Raw genomic sequence first — 17,847 nt, forward strand, 5'->3', positions numbered from 1 at the left:
CGTTTATCCCGCGATATCGACGACGCCGCAGTCGCCCTCGGCCGAGCCGAAGGCCAGCTGTCGGCCATCCTTGTTCCACGCCATGGCGGTGATTGCGCCCTTGCCAGGACGGCGCAGCAGCACTTCCTTGCTGTCGGCAAAGCGTGCGCCGAGGATCATGCCGTCCTGATAGCCGATGGCGACGATATCTTCAGCCGGATGGCAGCAGACGGAGGTCACCATGATGTCGGCGCGGGTGCCGAGTTCGAGCGGCGCCTTGCCCATCGGGCCGTCCTTGCCCTGGAAGGGCCATACGATGGCAGCCGGCGCGCCCGAGGATGCGAGCCACTTGCCCTTGGCCGACCAGGAAAAGGACTTCACCTTGGCCGGATAGCCGGTCATGCGCATGTGGCGCGCTTCGGCGCCGGGCTTGGCGTCGAGCTTCCAGCCGTGCAGCGCGTTTTCCTGCATCGTGGTGACGAGGAAGCGGCCGTCGGGCGAGAAGGTGACGCCGGTGTGGGCGCCCTTCCATTCGAGGTCGATCGGCTGGCCCGATGTGCCGACCCAATGCAACGACACGCCGTTGTAGCGCGCTGCGGCGACGCGAAGGCCTTTCGGCGCGAAGGCGAGGCCTTCGACCGTGCGTTGCTCGGCGAATTCCTTCGTCGTGCCGTCGGCAAGCTTCACGTGCGTGGTCTTGCCATAGGCATAGCCAACGGCACCTTGCGGGCCGGCGGCAACCTGGGCGATCCACTTGCGCGGCGCTTCGGCGACCAGCGCCGCGGTACCGTCGGCGGCCGTGCGCATGACCTTGCCATCTTCGCCGCCGGTCAGCAGCGTATCGTTGGCTTCGTCGACCACGAGCGATAGCAGGCCTTCGTGGACCTCCGTCGTCTTGTGGCCGAGGTCGAGGCGGTGGATGGCGCCGGTGGCTTCGGCGAAGAAGGGGACGCCTTTGAGAAAGGCCACGCCGACGACGTGACCTTCGAGATCGAGGGGAGCGACAGTCGGCATCAGTTCGGCTGCGCCTCGCAGGCCTTGAAGGTGCGCTCGAGCTTTTCGCGGTCGAGGTCACGGCCGATGAAGACGAGGCGGCTTTCGCGCTTTTCGCCTTCCTTCCACGCACGCTGGTGATCGCCCTCGATGATCATGTGAACGCCCTGAACGACGTAACGCTCGGCGTCGCCAGCAAAGGCGATGATGCCCTTCAGGCGCAGGATGTTCGGGCCGTCCGTCTGGGTGATCTTCTGGATCCAGGGGAAGAAGCGATCCGGGTTCATCTCGCCGCCGCGCAGCGAGATCGACTGCACCGTCACGTCGTGGATCGGCGAGGGGGCATCGTGGTGGTGATGATGGTCGTGATCGTGATCGTGGTCATGATCATGATGGTCGTGATCATGGTGGTGATGGTGATGATCGTGGCCGCAATCCGGACCGCAGGTGTGATCGTGTTCGTGATCGTCCTGGTCGAGGAAGTGCGGATCGTTTTCCAGCGCCTTTTCGAGATTGAAGGCGCCCTGGTCGAGGACCTTGGCGAGATCGATCTCGGAGCGCTGGGTGCGATAGATGCGGGCCGACGGATTGATGACGCGCACGGTCGCCTCGATGCGCTCCAGTTCCTCGGGCGTGACGAGGTCGGTCTTGTTGAGCAGAACGACATCGGCGAAGGCGATCTGGTCTTCGGCCTCGCGACTGTCCTTCAGCCGGAGCGGCAGGTGCTTGGCGTCGACCAGCGCGACGACGGCGTCAAGCTCGGTCTTGGCGCGCACGTCGTCGTCCATGAAGAAGGTCTGGGCGACCGGGACCGGGTCGGCAAGGCCCGTGGTCTCGACGATGATCGCATCGAAGCGGCCGGGGCGGCGCATCAGGCCTTCCACCACGCGGATCAGGTCGCCGCGCACGGTGCAGCAGACGCAGCCGTTGTTCATCTCGTAGATTTCCTCGTCGGATTCCACGATCAGGTCGTTGTCGATGCCGATCTCGCCGAACTCGTTGACGATGACCGCGTATTTGCGGCCATGGTTCTCGCTGAGGATGCGGTTCAAAAGCGTCGTCTTGCCGGCGCCGAGATAGCCGGTGAGCACGGTGACGGGGATCGGCTTCTGCGGGGATGTTTCGGTCATGGGAACCTCTGGGATTTCCGGATGCGGGAGCAGGCATCCTAGTCGCGTCTCATATAGGAGATGCGGCGGCGATGCGCAAATGGCGCAGGCGATTTTGCCGGTCGGGCGGCGTTGATCGCTGCGATCCCGATAACCCTCCTTTCATCAAGATCGGCGAGAGTGCGCGGCACATCGAAGGGGTGCGCACGTGAAGACGATTTCCATCAACGGCCGGTTCCTGACCCAGCCGCTTACGGGCGTGCAGCGCTTCGCCCGCGAGATGACCCGGGCGCTCGATCAGCGCATCGCTTCGGGTGCGGTGCCGCATGCGCTGAAGGGCGTGCGCTGGCGGCTCCTTGCTCCCGGCAAGGCTGTCGACGATCTCGGCCTCAAGGCGATTTCGGTGGAGCGCTTCGGCTCCGGCCCGGGCCATCTGTGGGAGCAGGGGCCACTCTTCTGGCGGTCACGCCGCGACACGCTCATCGGCTTCGGCGGTAGCGGGCCGGTGCTGCATGGCGACCAGGTGGTGGTGATCCACGACGTTACGCTCTTTCGCCATCCGGCCTCCTTTGGCCGCGGCTACCGACTGTTCCACGGAACGCTCGGCTATCTCCTCACACGGAGGGCGAAGATCGGCACGGTCTCGAACTTCTCGCGCAAGGAACTAGCCGACGTCTTCCGCGTGCCTTCGGCCGGTATCGACGTGATCTACAATGCAACCGATCACTTCGCCGGCCTTCAGCCGGACGACGGTGTCATCGCGCGGCTCGGGCTGACCGATACGCCCTTCTTCCTGCTTGTCGGCACCCTGAAACCCAACAAGAATGTCGAGTTCGCTGTCCGCGCCTTCGAGACCCTTGGCGCCCGGGACCACAAGCTTGTCGTCGTCGGCGGCACCGATCCCAACGTGTTTCGCGACATCGCGCCGACGTCGAAGGGCGACCTGATCTTTCCGGGGCGCCTGACCGACGCGGAGATCGCCGGGCTGCAACGCCGCGCTGTCGCCTTCGTCTTTCCGAGCCTCTACGAAGGCTTCGGCATCCCGCCGCTCGAAGCGATGACGCAAGGCTGCCCGGTGCTGGCCGCCGACATCCCGCCGGTGCGCGAGGCCTGCGGCGACGCGGTTCGCTATTTCGATCCGTTGAAGACGGAAACGCTGGTCGAGGCAATGCGGATGATTTCGGCCGACGCGACTTTGCGTCGTGAGTTGACGCATGCCGGTTACGACAATGCCAAGCGCTTTTCCTGGGATGGAAGCGCGGTGGTGCTGCTCAACATGCTGGCTGCCAGCCGGGCTTGATGGCTGCGGAGGGCGTTAGAGGTCGAGCACGCGCATCGGGTCCAACCGTCCGCGCAGCATATCCAAGACGGCGATGACGTTGCCCTTCAGCCGACCGCGGCGGTCGACGAGGCCTTGCGACCTGACGCTGCCGAGGATGTTGGCAGCGACGTTGCCCCCCATCAGACGCAGCGCCCATTTGAGGCCGACCGTGCCCTTGTTGCGCAGATAGAGCGGATTGGCGACCTGCGAGTAGCCGAAACGCAAACCCGAGGTGCGGCCGCGCTTGTTGCCGAGATGGACGCCGCGCAATCTCGGCGACTTGACGATGCGCCCGCGTGACGCAAGTCGCCGGCAGAAATCGACGTCCTCCTGCCAGCCGTAGAGCGGCAGGCGCTCGTCGAAGCGGGTGTGCTCGACGGCGATCGCCGCAACACGGAAGGCCATGTTGCAGCCGTAGGCATTGAAGGCGGGTGTGATTTGATCCTCGGGCGCGGGACCGGCGTCGCCATCGAGGATCGCCTTCGCATCGGCCACCGAAATGCCGGGTCCGTGAATGCCGTCTGCCAGAACCAGGCCGGTTGCAACGACGATATCCGCCTCGCGCGCAAACAATCGCTCGGACTCTGCGAGAAAGTCGTGGTGTGGCAGGAAGTCGTCGTCGAAGAAGACGATCAGGTCGGCGGTCGTCGCGTGGTCGAGGATCGCATTGCGCTGCGCGCTCGAGCCTTTGCTGCCCTTAACGACGCGGACGTCGACTGCGAGGGCACTGAGGCGGTTTTCGTCGATGTCCTCGGGCGCGCTCGGGCAGACCAGGATGGAGTCCGGCAAGCGGGTCTGCCGCGTCAGATGCAGCAGGGTCTCCGAAAGGACTTCGCGGCGGCCTGCGGTCGCTATGCCGACGACGATGTTCATGGCGGACTCTCCGAACGTTTCGGCGGCGATCTAACCGGAAATTCGTGCAGTTTTTCTTAGCGCAATTGTTTCCAGCCCTATGGGGCCGGAGCCCGCATCATCAGCCGCAATTGGTTGAGTGCGAGGAGGCACAGGACGCCGCCCCCGAGGATGCCGGCGCCGATCGCGAGATAGCTGGTTTCGCCGGCGAGCGCGAAGGCGAAACCAGCCGTGGCGAGCCCTGCGGCGGCAAGAAGCACCGGCGACCAGGGGAGGTCGAAGGGAAGCACCGCCATCAGGCGCAGACCGAAGGCGGTCGCAAGGACCGCGCCGATCGCACCACCGGTCGCAAGCGCCGTATCGCTCGGGCCTGCGACAACCAGCGCCGCGAGCGCCCCGAGGTTCAGCAGCAGGCAGTCGATGACGGCGAGCAGAAGGATCAGCGCAAGACGCTGCTTCAGGTGCAGCGGCGTCGGCAACATGATCTGCGTCAGCGTGCGGGCAAGCGAAATGAGGATGATCGCGGGCGCCGTGGCGAGGAACCCCTGCTGCAGGTCCGGGCTGATGACGACCCACGTGACCGGCAGGAGCACTGCAAAGATGCCGGCCGCCATCATCAGCGCGAAGCTGGCAAGCAGGGCATAGTATTGCCCGAGCGTCCGGGCGAGGTCCGCGCGGTTGTCGGTCCGGTCGTGGGCGGCGACGATTTCGGGGTACTGGATCGCCTGAAGCGCCGAAACGATGAGCACGAAGGGCCGCTGCAAAAGGTCGAGCGCCAACAGCGCGCCGGCGGCACCCGTCGCTCCGAGAACGGATGTCAGCAGCGTCTTGAGGGCGAGCGGCGCGAACATGGCGGCCGTTGCAGCGCCGGCCGAAACGCTGCCATAGACGAGGTGCTTGCGGAAGCGCGCAGTCTCCAGTGCAACGGTCGGTCGCGCTGCCGGGCTGCGGGAAAGAACCGAGGCGAGCAGGCCGTAGGCAGCGTAGCCGGCCAGAAGCCCCGTGACCGTTGAGAGTAAGGTGGGCGAGGCCAATGCCCCGGCGAGCGTGCCGACTGCCAGAATTGTGGCGCGTGATCCCTGCAACACGGAAAAGGCGCGAAAGTCCTGACGAAACCGCAGCATCGTCAGATGCAGGTCGCTGCCCCCTTGCGCGATCGACACCAGACCGCCGACAAGGGCGACGACCGGCGGCACGCCGAAGAACACGGCTATCGAGGCTGCGGCCAGGCAGAGTGCTGCGCAGACCGTCGCTTCAACGAGGATCGTGCGCCGCTCAGCCGCCTCGCTGTCAGCGTCCGGCCCCGGATAGAAGCGGGTGCAGGCGAAGCGCACCCATTCGAAAGCGGCGATCGCTACGAATTGGCAGATCGAGACGAACAGCGAATAGCTGGCGTAGTCCGCAGGCGCCAGCCAATGGGCGACGATGATCAGCAGGCCGAAGGCGATGACGGCCTGATAAAAATAGGCGCCGAGCGCTATGATCTTCGCCATGGGTTCTCTGCTCTTCCAACGGACGTCCTTGATAGCGCAAAACCGCAAAGAAAGTGTTTGCCGGGCGTCGGTTCACGCGTCAGGCGAGTTCAGACGGGTCGAAATTCCTGACGTCTTCGAGCAGTTCGACAAGGCCTTTGACGGCATGGGCAAGCAGCGCCTCGCCGCGCGCAGCCGTTGCGGCTGACGCGTTGCCGGCAACGCCATCGGCGTTGAGGTCGCGCATCTTCCAGCCGAAGGCATGCGGGCCGTAGGCACGCAGATGCTTGAAGCGACCGGCAAAGTCGCGCTGACGCGAGGGGAAATCGGACGCTTTTGTCGTGTCCACCTTGTCGGGATGCAGCGCCAGCATCACCGAAGTCTCGATATCGCCGCCGTGAATGTCGAAGGCCTTGTCTTCTGGCGCGATCCAGCCGTCCGGCTGGCCGAAGCGGGTCCAGCTGGTTGCGACCGCCAGCATGTTCAAGCGCACGCGCGCTTCGGTCGCGACGATCGTCATCAACGGCGAATTGCCGCCGTGGGCGTTCAGCATCACGAGCTTGCGAATACCAAGGCCATGGAGATCCCCGGCGATGCCGAGCCAGCGCTCCACGGCCTCGTCATAGGCGAGCGTGCGGGTGCCGGCGACATCCATGTGCTCGATCGAGTAGCCGACCGGCTCGGCCGGCAGGAAGGTTACAGGCAGATCGGCGGGAAGGACGGCGATGGTGCGGGAGACGATCCCCTCGGCAATCAGCGTGTCGGTTTCGAAGGGCAGGTGAGGTCCGTGCTGCTCATGCGCGCCGAGCGGCAGCACCGCGATCCAGTCGCGACGGGCGTCAGGCGGAAGATCGGCCGGATTGTCCTGCCATCGCGGCTCGGGCATCGACATTTCTCTTCGATCCTCCACGTCAATTGTCGTAAAATTGTTATTTGAGTCATACAGTTCGTAATCGCAAGCTGTATTGTTATAAGTGTTCGAGACGGGATTCGGCAGGAGGTCCAATGGGCAAGAAGAACAAGGCCGAAAAGAAGGGCAAGAACGGCAAGAAGAAGGACGAGCTCCTGATCGAGCCTCACGATCTTGCCGCCGTCCTTGTCCAGGCTGCGCGGTCGATGCGCACCGTGCTCTCCCGCAATCTGCTCGAAAGCGGCCTCTATGCCGGACAGGATGGCGTCATGCTGGCGCTGGCCGAGACCGATGGCCTGACGGCCGGCGGGCTCGCGGTCAAGCTCGGCGTCAAGGCGCCGACCATGACCCGCACCATCGGCCGCATGGAAGCGCAGGGCTTTCTCGAGCGGCGGCCGGACGACGATGATGCCCGGCTCACCAAGGTCTATCTCACTGAGCCCGGCCGCAACCGGCTGCAGACAATCGCCGAGGCCGGTCAGCACTCGGAAAAGCTCGCGACCCGTGGTCTGACCGACAAGCAGGTTCGCACGCTGATGAAGCTGCTGCGCGCCGTCGACAGCAATCTTCAGGCTGCGCGCGCGGCCGACTGAACCGGATTTGCCGCATATTGCCGCGGCGATTTAAACAGTTTAAATAGGGATTTAAATTTGTGGCACGCGTGCCGTCTCAAAGGCGCGCGAAGGGTGCCGAATGGTTTGACGCACCGCTCCTGGCTGGGGTTCGTGCGGATGGGGCGAAACAGGGCTTACAGGGGGCATCGTGGCGCAAAAGGTCAAGCTTTCGACGATCGCGGAAACACTCGGTCTTTCGACGGCGACGGTATCCCTGGCCCTGCGTGACAGCCCGCTGGTGGCGACCGTCACCCGCGACAAGATCAAGGAACAGGCGCGCGCGCTCGGCTATATCTACAACCGCCGCGCCGCCAGTCTCAGGACATCGCGATCGGGCATCATCGGCGTCGTCGTGCACGACATCATGAACCCGTTCTACGGGGAAATCCTGAAGGCGATCGAGGCCGAACTCGACCGCGACAAGCAGACCTTCATTCTTTCCAATCACTACGATTCCGTCGACAAGCAGCGCGATTTCATCGAGACGCTGCTGCAGCTCGGCGGTGACGGCGTCATCATGTCGCCGGCGATCGGCACGCCGCTGGAGGACATCCAGCTCGCCGAGGACAACGGCATGCCGGCGATCCTGATCGCCCGCTCGATCGAGGGCGTGGACGTGCCGATCTTCCGCGGCGACGACGCCTACGGCATCTCGCTTGCCGCCAACCACCTGATCGGCCTTGGCCACCGCTGCATCGCCATGGTCGGCGGCACGGACGAGACCTCCACCGGACGCGACCGCTACCAGGGCTACGTCAACGCGCTGCGCAAGGCCAACATCGAGGTCGATCCGGAACTGCGCATTCCCGGGCCCCGCACGAAGCAGGGCGGCTTCGAGGCCGCAGTGCACCTGCTTTCGCTGCCGCAGAAGCCGACCGCGGTCGTTTGTTGGAACGACCTCGTGGCGATCGGCATGATGAACGGCATCGCGCGCGCCGGCCTCGTGCCGGGCGTCGACATCTCCGTGACCGGCTACGACGACCTGGAAGAGGCGTCGATCGCGACGCCGGCGCTCACCACCGTCTGGAATGGGCAGGCCGATGTCGGCCGCAGTGCTGCCCGCGCACTACTCGACAAGCTCTCCGGCAGCCATGAGCCGGATGGAATTCACCTGATCAAGCCGGAGATGCGCATCCGGCAGTCGACCGGCCCCTTGCGGGTCATCGCCTGAGGTCCATCACCCGCAAGGAAAATTGCCATGTCTGCCCGCATTCGCGTTCTCGTGCCCGGAAAAATCAATCCGCGGGTGATCGATCGTCTGGCGGAACGGTTCGACGTGGTGCGGATCGAAGGTGCCGATGCGACGCTGGTGACGCCGCAGATGCAGGACGTCAAGGCGATCGCCGTTTCCGGGCGCGTGCCGGCTGCACTGATGGACGCCCTGCCGCAGCTTGAGATCATCGCCAATTTCGGCGTCGGCTACGACGGGGTGGAGGTCGGGCATGCCGCGGCCAAGGGAATTGCCGTCAGCAACACGCCCGACGTCCTGACGGAAGAAGTGGCCGATACCGCGGTCGGGCTGCTGCTCAACACGCTCCGTCAATTGCCGCAGGCGGAGCAATGGCTGCGCCAAGGTCGCTGGAGCCGCGAGGGCGCGTTCCCGCTATCTCCGCTGTCGCTGCGGGGTCGAAGCGTCGGTCTTTACGGTCTTGGACGCATCGGTCTTGCGATTGCCAAGCGGCTCGAAGCCTTCGGCGTATCGATCGCCTACCATACGCGCAGCCCGCGCGAAGGCCTTGCCTATGCCTACCATTCGACGCTGACGGGGCTCGCAGCTGCGGTCGACACGCTTGTTGTCATCGTACCCGGCACCGAGGCGACGCGGCGGACGGTCAATGCCGAGGTGCTTGCCGCGCTTGGCGGCAATGGGGTGCTGATCAATGTCGGACGCGGCTCGACGGTCGACGAGAAGGCCTTGATCGCGGCGCTTCAGGCGGGCGTGATCGCCGGTGCCGGTCTCGATGTTTTCGAGAACGAGCCGCAGGTGCCGGAGGCGCTTGTGGCGCTGCCGAATGTTTCGCTCCTGCCGCACGTGGCCTCTGCCTCGGTGGTGACGCGCAACGCCATGGCCGACCTCGTCGCCGACAACGTCGTGGCGTGGTTCTCGACCGGCAAAGCGCTGACGCCCGTGCCGGAAACACCGTTCACGCGACGCGCGGACTAAGGCCCGACGTCGACGCGCCAGGCGCAAGGTCAAACAGATAGCTCAGGCGGCCAGACGACCGGCGGCGTAGGTTCTGACCGCATCGCCGAACGCCTTGAACAGGCTCGCGGACGGCGTGTCCGTGCGCACCCAATATTCCGGATGCCATTGCACGCCGACGGCAAAGGCCTTGGAGCCGATCACCGAGACGGCCTCGATCGTGCCGTCGTCGGCAACCGCTTCGACCGCAAGACGGGGCGCGGCAGCGCCGATCGCCTGGCGATGGAGCGAGTTGACGCGGATGCGGCCGGCGCCGAGCACCGGTGCGAGGCAGCTTCCTTCCTTGACGATCACGTCCTGGCGGATGCCGTAGGCGACGTCGAGTTCCTTCACGTCGGGCTTGCGGTGATCCCAGATGCCCGGCTGATCCTGAATTTCGGAGGCGAGCGTGCCGCCGAGTGCGACGTTCAGTTCCTGAATGCCGCGACAGATGGCGAGAAGCGGCACGCCGCGCTCCAGCGCGCGGGTGATGAGCGGCAGGCTGGTCGCGTCGCGGCCGGGATCGAAGGGGCCATCACTCTCCTTAGCCTCGGCTCCATAGAGCGAGGGATGGACGTTCGAGCGGGCGCCACTTGCCAGCACGCCGTCGACGCGGTCGAGGATCTCGTCGATGTCGTTGCCGGTCTCGAGTGCCGGGATGAGGAAGGGCATGACGCCGGCGCCTTCGACGGCGGCGCGGACATATTGATGGGCAACGACATGCCAGACATTGCCGTCGAATTCGCGGAAATCGCACGGGATGGCAACGACAGGTTTCGACATCATTAGGCTCCGTTGGATGCTTGAGAAAAGCCTTGCCTTCAGTTGCAGATGAAAGTCAACTGAGAAGGTGGTGAGCGCGATCGTCGCGCCGATCCCTGGCAGCGAGACAGGAGGAGCGATCCGAAACGGCAGGAAATCGCAGGTATTTCTTCAAGAACGAGTAACCATCACAGGCGCAAGTTTGGGATCATCTACGGGCGTCGCAGAATTGTCGAAGTTGCGATCAAGCCGTTTTATTGTGCGAATGCCTATGTTTGGTTGTAGAAACCGAGTATTGTCCCGTGCGGTTCGCACTACTGAGTTGAACTCTTGGGCGATGCCGGCGAAGACCCGTGGTTTTGCTGGGATTCGGTACATTTTTCGGGGCGTTAGACGAAATCTTTCGTTAAGTCATCACCCCTAACAATCCGGTAAACCGGAGCTTGGTTCATGATGCGACTTGGACAGAGCGCTCTTCCGACTGACGTGTATCTGTCATCCGTGAGCTCGCTCTACGAACATCGCAAAACGCTGGTGATCGGCATGCTGTCGCATGTCGTGACGTTCCTGCTCGTCTATCTGAAAACCAGTGATCCGCTCTATCTCGCCTGCTCCGGTGTGATCTTCGTCCTCTGGGCGCTGCGCAATCTCGACATGGCGCGGTTCGACCGGCAGGATTTCTCCAATGCCGATCGGGCGATGGTCCGCAAGTGGGAGAACCGCTACATCGTCGGCGGCGTCAGCGTCACGCTCACCTGCGGTATTGCCTGTGGCTACGCCATCGCCATCAGCCAGGACTCCTTTTCCGAGCTCGCCACCATTTCGGTGACGCTTGCGTCGATGATTTCGCTCGTCGGGCGCAATTACGGCTCCGAGCGGGCCGTGCTCCTCTTGTCTTCCTCGGCCTGCCTGCCGATCGTCATCGGCCTGATCACGCTGCAGGACGTGTTCATGCTGGCGCTTGCCGTGCTGATCCTGCCCTTCATCCTGTCCACCTGGATGATGGCCAACAATGTGCGCGCCTTCCTCTATGAAAACGTGATGGCAGCGCGCGAGATCGCCACGATCGCCGGCCAGTTCGACACGGCGCTCAACAACATGACGCATGGGCTGTTCATGCTTGATGCCGATGGCCGGGTGGTCGTCGCCAACGAGCGGGCCTGCGAATTGCTGGCCCTCGGCGACCGCACCGAACTCAAGGGCTGGTTGCTCGATGATGTGATCCGGCGCGGCGCCCGGCGCATGCGGCTCGATCCGGACAAGACCAAGGCCATTTCGCGCCAGCTCGACCTTCTGCTCAAGGGCAAGCGGCCGCAGGTGCTGATCCCCGTCAGCGAAGAGCTGCATCTGGAATTTTCGGCGAGCCGCCGCGATAACGGCGACACGGTGCTGATTTTTGAAGACGTGACCGCGCGCGTCCAGGCGGAAAAGCAGATTCTGCATATGGTGCGGTTCGACAAGCTGACGCAGCTGCCGAGCCGCGACTATTTCGGGGAGCTGGTGCAGGCGACGGTGAGCGCGGACGACACGGCCGAACGGTTGGTTGGGTTGATGGTTCTCGACGTAACGGAATTCAAGCACGTCAATGACATGCGCGGCCATATCGTCGGCGACAGACTGCTTCATGCGATTGCCGGCCGGCTAAGGGTGCTTGCCGGTGACGATGCGATCGTCGCGCGGCTGATGGGCGACGAGTTCGTCGTGTTCATTCCCGATGGCAGTGACGCTATTGCACTCGAAGAGCGGATGCGCGGACTTCATGCCGATCTGCGCGACACTTACGAAGCCGGCGGCTTCACCTTCAGCATGACGATGAGCGCTGGCATCGTCATCGCTTCGAGCCTCGACCTCAAACTCGAGGACTTGCAGATCAAGGCGGATCTTGCGCTTTCGGAAACAAAGCTGCGCAACCGCGGCGGCTGCACGGCCTTCGAGGCCGAGATGGATGCACGCTACGTCGATCGCCAGAAGCTGAAGGCGGACCTGCGCGAGGCGATCAACGCCCGCAGCCTGACGCTCTCCTACCAGCCGATGTTCGCCCCGAACGGCGGGCGCGTGGAGTGCTGCGAGGCGTTGGCGCGATGGACCCATCCCGAACGCGGGCCGGTGCCGCCGAACGTATTCATCCAGCTTGCCGAAGAGCTCGGGCTGGTCACGGAAATCACCCTCTTTGTTCTCGATCAGGCGTGCCGGGACTGCATGAACTGGCCGGGCGACGTATCGGTGTCGGTCAACCTGTCGGTGCTCGACCTTCGCAGCAGCGAAATCGTGGTCATGGTCACGGACGCACTTCGCGTAACCGGTCTCGATGCCGCGCGGCTGCATCTGGAAGTGACGGAAAGCTGCCTGATGGACGAGCCGCTGAAGGTGCAGGCGATCCTGCGCGAACTGCGCGGACTGGGCATCACGATCGCCATCGACGATTTCGGCACCGGCTACTCGAGCCTCAGCTATCTCGATGCGCTGCCGGTCGACATCATCAAGATCGACCGTTCCTTCGTGCGCAACATCCGCGAGGATTCTCGGCGCTTCAAGCTTCTGCGCGGGACCGCCAACCTTGCCCGCGCGCTCGGCCTGCGCATCGTCGTCGAAGGTGTCGAGACGGCGGACCAGCTACAACTTATCAACGAGCACAATTGTGCCGATTTGATACAGGGCTTCGTCTTTGCCGCGCCCATGCCGGCTTCGGCCATTGCTACGCTTTGCAAGAATGGTGTGCCAAAACGAGGCACAAAAACCACCAGCAAGCGCATCGCCTAACCCCTGAAGTCTTCTGGAAACTGTCCTGTTTTACTACTGGTTTTCCGGTAGCAAGTCATTGATTAGGTGCGCCAAATTGATCCCGCTTTGGTGCGCTTGATTTCAAATCGAGCAAATAAGTTCACGAATTTTTATGGTTAACGAAAAGTTAACGGTGAACTGTTTCGATTTGCGGTTGCCGCCCCATCACCCGTCAATAGGTTAACGATTTGTTAACCATGAGGTGTTGAGTATGGGTGAGACGGTTCACCAGGCTGAGCCTGGGCGCTTTTCTGAAAAACTGATGCAATTGCTCGATCGCGTCGAATACCGGCGGGTCGAAACCGGCGAGGACATGGAGGACATCGCGCGGCTGCGCTACAAGTCCTACAAGTCCGTCAATCTGATGGAGTTGACCGGCTCGACGCTGATCGACGATCTCGATTTCGACAGTCACGCCTATGTCTTCGGTCTCTATCTCGACGAAGTGCTTGTCAGCACCGTGCGCGTTCATCATGTGACGCCGGATCATCGCGCCAGCACGTCGGGCATGATCTTCGCTCCCGAGATCGACGCGTTCCTCGATGCCGGCATGGTGCTGGTCGATCCCGGCCGGTTGGCGGTTGATCCTGACGTGATCGGCGACGAGATGCGGGCGCTTCCCTATCTGACGCTGCGACCGGTCGCGATGGCGTGCGAGTATTTCGCTGCCGACCGCTGCCTGACGGCCTGCCGTCCACGCCACGCGGCTTTCTACAAGCGCATCTTTGCGTCGGAGACGGTTGTCGCCAAGCGCGAGAACCTCGGTGTCTACAATGCCGATGGCGCGCTTCTGGTGGCACAGGTGCGGGGGCAGCGGCCGTCGATCCTCGACCGCTACCCGGTCTTCGATTCCGAACCGTTCGAACGCCGCATGATGTTTGCCGACCGCAGCGAGGTGCCGTTTGCGCCGCTAACGATCCTGCCGACCGCGCGCATGGCGCAGACCGGCTACGGCCGCTCCTACCGGACGTCCGTCTTCCGGTAAGCGGCCTTGATTGCGCATGCGAATTCGGGGCGCGTCGAGGCGCGCCGCACCTTGCTGTGTGGCGTGACATTTCGCCCCATCAGGTACGGCTAAAGAACGGGTTTTCGTTGCGCCAGCCGTGCGCATTGTGTAAGGGCAGCTATAAGGGTTTTGCGGCTTTTCGCGAGACCATGCTTCGATAGGGCGGCGATGACCCCAAGGTGGCGCCGCGGCATTCAGGGAGAATTTTGAACGATGGCTGAGCATCATTCTGGACCGGTCGATGTGGGCGCTCCGATGGACTATCCGGAACACGAGAAGACCTACCTCATGTTCCTGAGTGCCTCGAAGTACGGCACGCTTTTCTGCGTCGCCCTGCTGATCGCGATGGCTGCCGGCTTCTTCACGACGATGGGCCTGATCTCCTCAATCGTGCTTTTCATTCTGATCAACGTCGCCGGTTTCTTCTTCCTTCGCTAATCGGCGCGACCAAACCGACCGTTGAGGGAGCGCAGACCGTGCTTCCTCGGCGACCGGGCGTTTGCCCGGAAGAAGCTGCATGTCGCCGGCTGGAGGTGCCGACGCATATGGCTTGAGGCCCGGATGCCCGTCGTAGGGCAGGGGGCGGATAATCCTCACCCGCGTGAGGGAGGAGTGGACAGCAGGCCCGCAGAGCCCGATTGCGGCTCGATGCCGGTGGATCGCCAAAGGTCCCGCATCCAGGCGATGGCTTGTTCCAGACGATTGCGCCGGGCACAGGTGTGCCGCGCACATGAGGGCGTGTCGGCCCGGTAGGCCACCCGCTTTGCAGTCGGAGAGAATGCCCGCATTCCGGCCCTGGCTCGATTGCGGCCAGGAGGGGGGACTTGTGAGCGAGATCGTCTTCGTCGCCAAGGAAACGGATCCGAACGAGGGTCGCGTTGCCGCATCACCGGATACTGTGAAGAAACTGAAAGGTCTCGGCTTCGACGTCGTCGTCGAGGCGGGCGCCGGGTTTCTGTCGCGCATTCCGGATGCCGAGTTCGAAAAGTCCGGAGCCCGGATCGGCACGACGGCAGACGCCAGGACGGCGGATGTCGTGCTCAAGGTCCGTCGGCCGACGAGTGCCGAGATTGCCGGCTACAGGTCCGGCGCCATCGTCATCGCCATCATGGATCCCTACGGCAACGAAGCGGCGATCGCCGAGATGGCGAATGCCGGATTGACTGCTTTTGCGATGGAGCTGATGCCGCGCATCACGCGCGCGCAGTCGATGGACGTGCTGTCCAGCCAGGCCAACCTCGCCGGCTATCAGGCGGTCATCGACGCGGCCTACGAATATGACCGGGCGCTGCCGATGATGATGACGGCGGCCGGCACGGTTCCGGCCGCCAAGGTCTTCGTCATGGGCGCCGGCGTTGCCGGTCTGCAGGCGATCGCGACGGCCCGCCGTCTCGGGGCCGTGGTCTCGGCAACCGACGTGCGTCCCGCCGCCAAGGAGCAGGTCGCCTCGCTCGGGGCCAAGTTCATCGCCGTCGAGGACGACGAGTTCAAGGCGGCTGAGACCGCCGGCGGCTACGCCAAGGAAATGTCCAAGGACTATCAGGCCAAGCAGGCAGCACTGGTCGCCGAGCATATCGCCAAGCAGGACATCGTTATTACCACGGCGCTTATCCCCGGCCGCCCGGCGCCACGGCTCGTTACCCGCGAGATGCTGAAGAGCATGAAGCCCGGTTCGATCGCGGTCGACCTTGCGGTCGAGCGCGGCGGCAACGTCGAGGGGGCAGAGGCCGGCAAGGTCGCCGAGGTCGAAGGCGTCAAGGTTATCGGCCATCTGAATGTGCCGGGCCGCATCGCCGCCTCCGCCTCCGGGCTTTATGCCAAGAACCTCGTCACCTTCCTGGAGACGATGGTCTCCAAGGAGACCAAGGCGCTCGCGCTCAACATGGAAGACGAGCTCGTCAAGGCGACGGCGCTCACCCATGGCGGTCAAGTCGTGCATCCGAACTTCGGCGCCAGCAAGGGGGACAAGTGATGGCGAATGAACTTCTCGACAAGGCGCTCGCCGATCTCGACAGGGCTGTGGAAGCGGTCCGCACCGCCGCCGAATACGTGCCGGATGCGGCCGGTGCCGTCGCCCATGGCGCCACCGGCGGGGCGATCGACCCCTTCGTCTTTCGCCTGGCAATCTTCGTGCTGGCCATCTTCGTTGGCTATTATGTCGTCTGGTCGGTGACGCCGGCGCTGCACACGCCGCTGATGGCGGTCACCAACGCGATCTCCTCGGTCATCGTCGTCGGCGCCCTGCTGGCCGTCGGCATTTCCGCCTCGGGGCTGGCGACCGGTTTTGGCTTCATTGCGCTGGTGCTGGCCTCCGTCAACATCTTCGGCGGCTTCCTCGTCACCCAGCGCATGCTGGCCATGTACAAGAAAAAAGACAAGTGAGGCCGGCCGATGAACGCCAACTTCGCAGCCTTCCTCTATCTCGTCTCCGGCGTCCTGTTCATCATGGCGCTGCGCGGCCTCTCGCATCCGACCACCAGCCGCAAGGGCAATACCTACGGCATGGTCGGCATGGGCATCGCCATCGTCACGACGTTGCTGCTCGCCAAGCCGAGTTTCGGCGGCCTGATGCTGATCGTGCTCGGCCTTGCCATCGGCGGCGGTATCGGTGCGTTCATCGCCCGCCGCATCGCCATGACGTCGATGCCGCAACTTGTTGCTGCCTTTCACTCGCTGGTCGGTCTTGCGGCCGTCATGGTGGCGGCTGCCGCCATGTATGCGCCGGAAAGCTTCGGCATCGGCACGGTCGGTGACATCCACGCGCAGGCGCTGGTCGAAATGTCGCTCGGCGTCGCCATCGGCGCGATCACCTTTACCGGCTCGGTCATCGCCTTCCTGAAGCTCGACGGTCGCATGTCCGGCAAACCGATCATGCTTTCGGGTCGCCATGCGATCAATGCCGGTCTTGCCGCGGCGCTCGTCGTGCTGGTGATCATGCTGGTCCTGACCCAGAGCACGACGGTGTTCTGGCTGATCGTCGCACTGTCGCTGGCGCTCGGCGTGCTGATCATCATTCCGATCGGCGGCGCCGACATGCCGGTAGTGGTCTCGATGCTCAACTCCTATTCGGGCTGGGCGGCGGCCGGCATCGGCTTCACACTCGGCAACCTGGCGCTGATCATCACCGGGGCGCTCGTCGGTTCGTCCGGTGCGATCCTCTCCTACATCATGTGCAAGGGAATGAACCGCTCGTTCATCTCGGTCATCCTCGGCGGCTTCGGCGGTGAGACAGCAGCGGCCGCAAGCGACGACGGCGTCCAGCGCACGGTCAAGCAGGGCTCGGCCGATGACGCGGCCTTCCTGATGGCGAACGCCTCCAAGGTGATCATCGTGCCCGGCTACGGCATGGCGGTCGCCCAGGCGCAGCATGCGCTGCGCGAAATGGCCGACCAGTTGAAGGCGGCCGGCGTCGAGGTCAAATATGCGATCCATCCGGTCGCGGGCCGCATGCCCGGCCATATGAACGTTCTGCTGGCGGAAGCAAACGTTCCCTATGACGAAGTGTTCGAGCTCGAGGATATCAATTCAGAGTTCGCGCAGGCCGATGTCGCCTATGTCATCGGCGCCAATGACGTCACCAACCCGGCGGCGCGCGACGACAAGTCCTCGCCGATCTACGGCATGCCGATCCTTGACGTCGACAAGGCCAAGACCTGCCTGTTCGTCAAGCGTTCGCTCGGCTCCGGCTATGCCGGCATCGACAACACGCTGTTCTACAAGGACGGCACGATGATGCTGCTTGGTGATGCCAAGAAGGTGACGGAAGACATCGTCAAGGCGCTGCACGCCTGAGGGCTGCTCGCATCGACCGATAAAGAAACGCCCGCCTTTCGGCGGGCGTTTTGCGTTGAAGGAGATGCGCGCGC

General features: G+C 63.6%; 16 protein-coding genes. 10 read left to right on the forward strand and 6 right to left on the reverse strand.

Annotation, left to right across the window (positions count from 1 at the left end):
• Nucleotides 1-3 precede the first annotated feature (3 nt).
• Both IB272_RS26005 and IB272_RS26010 read right to left on the reverse strand, forming a co-directional pair.
• The gene (locus tag IB272_RS26005; protein WP_060581271.1) at nt 4-993 is read right to left on the reverse strand and encodes a WD40 repeat domain-containing protein; all 990 of its coding nucleotides are present in this window, start codon (nt 991-993) and stop codon (nt 4-6) included.
• Nucleotides 993-2,102: a GTP-binding protein gene (locus IB272_RS26010; RefSeq protein ID WP_113135912.1), complete on the reverse strand. Its 1,110-nt coding sequence runs from the start codon at nt 2,100-2,102 to the stop codon at nt 993-995. The genes IB272_RS26005 and IB272_RS26010 overlap by 1 nt, the downstream gene beginning before the upstream one ends.
• Before the next feature lie 187 nt (nt 2,103-2,289).
• On the opposite strand from IB272_RS26010, the gene IB272_RS26015 reads away from it, so the two are divergent.
• Nucleotides 2,290-3,381, forward strand: a complete 1,092-nt coding sequence (locus IB272_RS26015; protein WP_060581273.1) for a glycosyltransferase family 1 protein — start codon at nt 2,290-2,292, stop codon at nt 3,379-3,381.
• Nucleotides 3,382-3,396: 15 nt separating this feature from the next.
• On the opposite strand, the gene IB272_RS26020 is transcribed toward IB272_RS26015, so the two are convergent.
• From IB272_RS26020 to IB272_RS26030, 3 genes are all read right to left on the reverse strand, one after another.
• A complete protein-coding gene (locus IB272_RS26020) occupies nt 3,397-4,275 on the reverse strand; it encodes a glycosyltransferase (RefSeq protein WP_060517551.1) in 879 nt (292 codons plus the stop codon).
• 77 nt (nt 4,276-4,352) lie between these two features.
• Complete coding sequence (locus tag IB272_RS26025; RefSeq protein ID WP_060581275.1) at nt 4,353-5,747, reverse strand: hypothetical protein; 1,395 nt, start codon at nt 5,745-5,747, stop codon at nt 4,353-4,355.
• 79 nt (nt 5,748-5,826) lie between these two features.
• The gene (locus tag IB272_RS26030) at nt 5,827-6,618 is read right to left on the reverse strand and encodes a creatininase family protein (RefSeq protein ID WP_060581276.1); all 792 of its coding nucleotides are present in this window, start codon (nt 6,616-6,618) and stop codon (nt 5,827-5,829) included.
• Nucleotides 6,619-6,731: 113 nt separating this feature from the next.
• Here IB272_RS26030 and IB272_RS26035 point away from each other — a divergent pair, with 113 nt between their 5' ends.
• The 3 genes from IB272_RS26035 (at nt 6,732) to IB272_RS26045 (ending at nt 9,414) form a co-directional block, all read left to right on the forward strand.
• The gene (locus IB272_RS26035) at nt 6,732-7,229 is read left to right on the forward strand and encodes a MarR family transcriptional regulator (RefSeq protein ID WP_034786917.1); all 498 of its coding nucleotides are present in this window, start codon (nt 6,732-6,734) and stop codon (nt 7,227-7,229) included.
• A 169-nt stretch (nt 7,230-7,398) separates the two neighbouring features.
• Nucleotides 7,399-8,421, forward strand: coding sequence for a LacI family DNA-binding transcriptional regulator (locus IB272_RS26040; RefSeq protein WP_034786913.1), 1,023 nt, complete (start codon nt 7,399-7,401; stop codon nt 8,419-8,421).
• Between the two features lie 27 nt (nt 8,422-8,448).
• Nucleotides 8,449-9,414, forward strand: a complete 966-nt coding sequence (locus IB272_RS26045) for a 2-hydroxyacid dehydrogenase (protein ID WP_192445414.1) — start codon at nt 8,449-8,451, stop codon at nt 9,412-9,414.
• Nucleotides 9,415-9,456: 42 nt separating this feature from the next.
• Here the strand turns inward: IB272_RS26045 and IB272_RS26050 are convergent, their stop codons facing one another.
• Nucleotides 9,457-10,215, reverse strand: a complete 759-nt coding sequence (locus IB272_RS26050) for a gamma-glutamyl-gamma-aminobutyrate hydrolase family protein (RefSeq protein WP_034787271.1) — start codon at nt 10,213-10,215, stop codon at nt 9,457-9,459.
• Nucleotides 10,216-10,644: 429 nt separating this feature from the next.
• Here IB272_RS26050 and IB272_RS26055 point away from each other — a divergent pair, with 429 nt between their 5' ends.
• The 6 genes from IB272_RS26055 to IB272_RS26080 all read left to right on the forward strand — a co-directional run bounded on the left by IB272_RS26055 (nt 10,645) and on the right by IB272_RS26080 (nt 17,773).
• On the forward strand, nt 10,645-12,954 hold the full coding sequence (locus tag IB272_RS26055; RefSeq protein ID WP_192445415.1) for an EAL domain-containing protein: 2,310 nt from the start codon (nt 10,645-10,647) through the stop codon (nt 12,952-12,954).
• 232 nt (nt 12,955-13,186) lie between these two features.
• On the forward strand, nt 13,187-13,960 hold the full coding sequence (locus tag IB272_RS26060; protein ID WP_112771906.1) for a hypothetical protein: 774 nt from the start codon (nt 13,187-13,189) through the stop codon (nt 13,958-13,960).
• 234 nt (nt 13,961-14,194) lie between these two features.
• On the forward strand, nt 14,195-14,419 hold the full coding sequence (locus IB272_RS26065; protein ID WP_034786900.1) for an aa3-type cytochrome c oxidase subunit IV: 225 nt from the start codon (nt 14,195-14,197) through the stop codon (nt 14,417-14,419).
• A gap of 388 nt (nt 14,420-14,807) precedes the next feature.
• The gene (locus tag IB272_RS26070) at nt 14,808-15,953 is read left to right on the forward strand and encodes a Re/Si-specific NAD(P)(+) transhydrogenase subunit alpha (protein ID WP_060517563.1); all 1,146 of its coding nucleotides are present in this window, start codon (nt 14,808-14,810) and stop codon (nt 15,951-15,953) included.
• Nucleotides 15,953-16,363 carry a proton-translocating transhydrogenase family protein gene (locus IB272_RS26075; RefSeq protein ID WP_034786897.1) on the forward strand — a complete coding sequence of 137 codons (411 nt, stop codon included), beginning with the start codon at nt 15,953-15,955 and terminating at the stop codon, nt 16,361-16,363. The genes IB272_RS26070 and IB272_RS26075 overlap by 1 nt, the downstream gene beginning before the upstream one ends.
• 9 nt (nt 16,364-16,372) lie before the next feature.
• On the forward strand, nt 16,373-17,773 hold the full coding sequence (locus IB272_RS26080) for an NAD(P)(+) transhydrogenase (Re/Si-specific) subunit beta (RefSeq protein WP_192445416.1): 1,401 nt from the start codon (nt 16,373-16,375) through the stop codon (nt 17,771-17,773).
• The last annotated feature ends 74 nt before the right edge of the window (nt 17,774-17,847 follow it).

The sequence above is a fragment of the Ensifer sp. ENS08 genome, from assembly GCF_014852195.1.
In the GTDB taxonomy this organism is placed as follows: Bacteria; Pseudomonadota; Alphaproteobacteria; order Rhizobiales; family Rhizobiaceae; genus Ensifer; species Ensifer adhaerens.